The sequence below is a fragment of the Trebonia sp. genome (assembly GCF_030042015.1).
Classification (GTDB): Bacteria; Actinomycetota; Actinomycetes; order Streptosporangiales; family Streptosporangiaceae; genus Trebonia.
Genome location: NZ_JASIAL010000078.1, coordinates 1 through 2,771, shown reverse-complemented (window position 1 = coordinate 2,771; position 2,771 = coordinate 1). Strand labels below are relative to the sequence as shown.

4 protein-coding genes and 1 pseudogene are annotated in these 2,771 nt (G+C 71.7%); 3 read left to right on the top strand and 2 right to left on the bottom strand.

All coding sequences use genetic code 11. The features are described from left to right. Positions 1-140, top strand: a pseudogene (locus tag Q1N79_RS03880) (imidazole glycerol phosphate synthase subunit HisF); the annotation flags it as partial. Positions 141-416: 276 nt separating this feature from the next. Here Q1N79_RS03880 and ppgK read toward each other — a convergent pair. After that, positions 417-1,166: a polyphosphate--glucose phosphotransferase gene (gene ppgK, locus Q1N79_RS03875; RefSeq protein WP_300604466.1), complete on the bottom strand. Its 750-nt coding sequence runs from the start codon at positions 1,164-1,166 to the stop codon at positions 417-419. Between the two features lie 81 nt (positions 1,167-1,247). Between ppgK and Q1N79_RS03870 the strand changes: the two genes are divergently transcribed. Next, the gene (locus tag Q1N79_RS03870; RefSeq protein ID WP_300604463.1) at positions 1,248-1,604 is read left to right on the top strand and encodes a hypothetical protein; all 357 of its coding nucleotides are present in this window, start codon (positions 1,248-1,250) and stop codon (positions 1,602-1,604) included. A 38-nt stretch (positions 1,605-1,642) separates the two neighbouring features. On the opposite strand, the gene Q1N79_RS03865 is transcribed toward Q1N79_RS03870, so the two are convergent. Continuing rightward, complete coding sequence (locus Q1N79_RS03865) at positions 1,643-2,284, bottom strand: TIGR03085 family metal-binding protein (RefSeq protein WP_300604460.1); 642 nt, start codon at positions 2,282-2,284, stop codon at positions 1,643-1,645. A gap of 55 nt (positions 2,285-2,339) precedes the next feature. On the opposite strand from Q1N79_RS03865, the gene hisI reads away from it, so the two are divergent. Continuing rightward, positions 2,340-2,771, top strand: a 432-nt coding sequence (hisI, locus tag Q1N79_RS03860; protein WP_300604457.1) for a phosphoribosyl-AMP cyclohydrolase, incomplete at its 3' end; no start/stop codon positions are given.

The following is a 2,771-nucleotide window of genomic DNA, read 5'->3' as shown; positions in this document are numbered from 1 at the left end:
CCGGCGCCCTCGCCCACTTCGCGCCCGCCGTCGAAGCCGGCGCCGACGCGGTGCTCGCCGCCAGCGTCTTCCACTTCGGCACGCTCCGCATCGGCCAGGTCAAGGAGGCGCTGCGCGCCGCCGGCCACCCGGTCCGCTGACGAGCCGCCACCGCGCGGTGGCCGTGCCTGGCCATTGCAGTGCCTGAAGTGAGGGCTTGCGTCGCTTGCGTCGCCGCTCGCTCGTGCGCAGCAGGACCGAGCGGGCAAGATAGGACCCGAGCGGCAGATGGAAATGCGCATAAAACGGACAATAAACCTGCGGCACGGGTCCTAAGATGGCTGATGCGGTCCCACTATCTGGGATGCGCGGCGCGGGAGCCCGGCCACATCCGGGACGTCAACCGCGGCACCCGCCCGAGACGGCCGCCGCTTGCGCTACCGCGCGGTGGCGATGCCTGCCGCGGCCATCGCCGCGCCGACGATGCCGGCGTCGTTGTGCAGGCCGGCGGGGATGATCCTGGCCCTGATGCCGGTCAGCAGCGGCACCCACCTGTCCGACTCCTTGCTGACCCCGCCGCCGACGATGATCAGGTCGGGCGACAGCAGCGCCTCCATGTGCCGCATGTACTCATCCACCCGCCCGGCCCACTTGCTCCAGCTCAGGTCGTGCAGGGTCTTGGCGTGCTCGGACGCCCGCCTCTCCGCGTCGCGCCCGCGGATCTCGACATGGCCGAACTCGGTGTTCGGCACGAGCAGCCCGCCGGTGAACAGCGCGCTGCCGATCCCGGTGCCGAACGTGAGCATGAGCACGGTCCCGCGCTCGCCCTTCCCCGCGCCGAACGTCATCTCCGCGACGCCGGCCCCGTCCGCGTCGTTCAGCACGGTCACCTCGGCCCCCAGGGCCTTGCCGAACAGCGCCGCCGCGTCCGTCCCGATCCACGCGTGATCGACATTCGCCGCCGTGCGGACGGTTCCGCCCGCGACCACGCCAGGGAAGGTGGCGCCGGTAGCACCATTCCATCCGAACGATCCCGCTAGTTCCCGCACCACGTCCGTGACTGCCTCAGGGGTCGCCGGCTGCGGCGTGGCGATCTTCCTTCGCTCGTCGAGCAGCAGGCCGGTAGCCACGTCAACGGGGGCCGCCTTGATGCCGGTGCCGCCGATGTCGATCCCGAGTACGTGCATGCCAGAATCCTTCCCGCCCACAGGGCAGCGGAGCGCGTCACAGCGGACCCGTTCGTTCGGCCCTTGCGACTATTATCGGACGTGACGAAGCAGAAAGGGGGCGCCGGGATGAACTGGCTGAAGGTCGGCGCCATCGTTGTCGGCGGCATCATCGTCTTCTTCGTGCTCGATACTGCCGTGCATATGCTGCTGAGCCTGCTCGGCGCGATCTTGTTCGTCGCCGTGATCGCGGGCGGCGGCTATGTCGCCTTCAAGATCGTCGGGGCGCGCCGGCGCCGTCAGGTCAGGCGCAGGCCGGAGGAGGACGAGGCGCCGCGCGAGCTTGAGCAGCGCAGCACCGTCGTCCCGCCCGTGTCGTCCCCGCCCGCGACGTCCCAGCCGGCGCACTATGACGTGGATGACGAGCTGGCGCGCCTGAAGCGGGAGATGGGCCGCTAGCACGCGCCGGACCCCGGGCGTGTGCGCCCTCAGTGGCCTCAGTGGCGCCAGTCGCGCAGCGTGGCGACCGCCGCCTCGGTGCCGTCGAAGCTGACGTTGGCGGCGCTGGTCCTGCCCATGGCCCACATGGTCAGCTCGGCTGGCGCGCCGATCACCGTGACGGTCGGCCTGGCGTTCTTCACCGTGACGCGGTAGGGGCCGGACTCCCCGCCCCCGCTGTCCCTGGCCAGCTCGACGCCCACCGGCGCCTTGCGAAGGAAGAGCCTGGCCGCCCTGAGCCGCCCCCACAGCGCCTCGGACAGCCCCGCGTCGATGTCCCTGGGCTCCCAGTCAGGCTGAGCGCGCCGCACGTCCTCGTGGTGCACGAAGTACTCCACGGTGTTCGCCGCCTCGTCCACCCGGGGCAGCGCGAACGGCGACAGCCGCGGCGGCCCGTCCCGGAAGGCCTGGACAAGCTGGGTGTAGGTCAGCCGCCGCCCGAGGCGCCGCTGCACGCGTGCGGTGTAGCCTGCGAGCGGGCCGCCGAGCACACCGGCCGCGGCGTCGGGGCGGCGCTCGCGGAGCACCAGGTGCGCCGCGAGGTCACGGGTCAGCCAGCCGGCGCACAGCGTTGGCGCGTCGGGGCCGGTGGCATCGAGCAAGTCGCTCAGGGCGAGGCGTTCTTCCCGCGAGTAGCTCACCAGAAGATCGTAGGCTGTAACCGCGCCACCGGGAACGAAGAAAGAGGGGCAACCGATGACAGACGCCGTGCGGCCATCACGGCTTGATCCGGAGATCGCCGCCCGCCTCAAGCGGGACGGCAACGGCCTGATGGCGGCGATCGCCCAGCAGTACGACACCGGCGAGGTGCTGATGCTCGGCTGGATGGACGACGAGGCACTGCACCGCACGCTGACCACCGGCCGCTGCACCTACTGGTCGCGCAGCCGCCAGGAGTACTGGGTCAAGGGCGAGACCTCCGGCCACCTGCAGTTCGTGAAGTCGGTTGCGCTGGACTGCGACGCTGACGCGATCCTGGTGCGGGTGGACCAGGTCGGGGCCGCTTGCCACACCGGCGACCGCACCTGCTTCGACGCGGATCCGCTCGACGCCGCCATCGGCGAGCGGCCGGACGCCGTCCCGGCCGGGGGCCGGGCGGGCGCGGCCGCGCCCGCGATCCAGGGCGGC

What these genes read in the sequence shown, in the direction of transcription:
- ppgK (WP_300604466.1), bottom strand. Translation starts at nt 1,166, where the DNA reads ATGCACGTACTCGGGATCGACATCGGCGGCACCGGCATCAAGGCGGCC.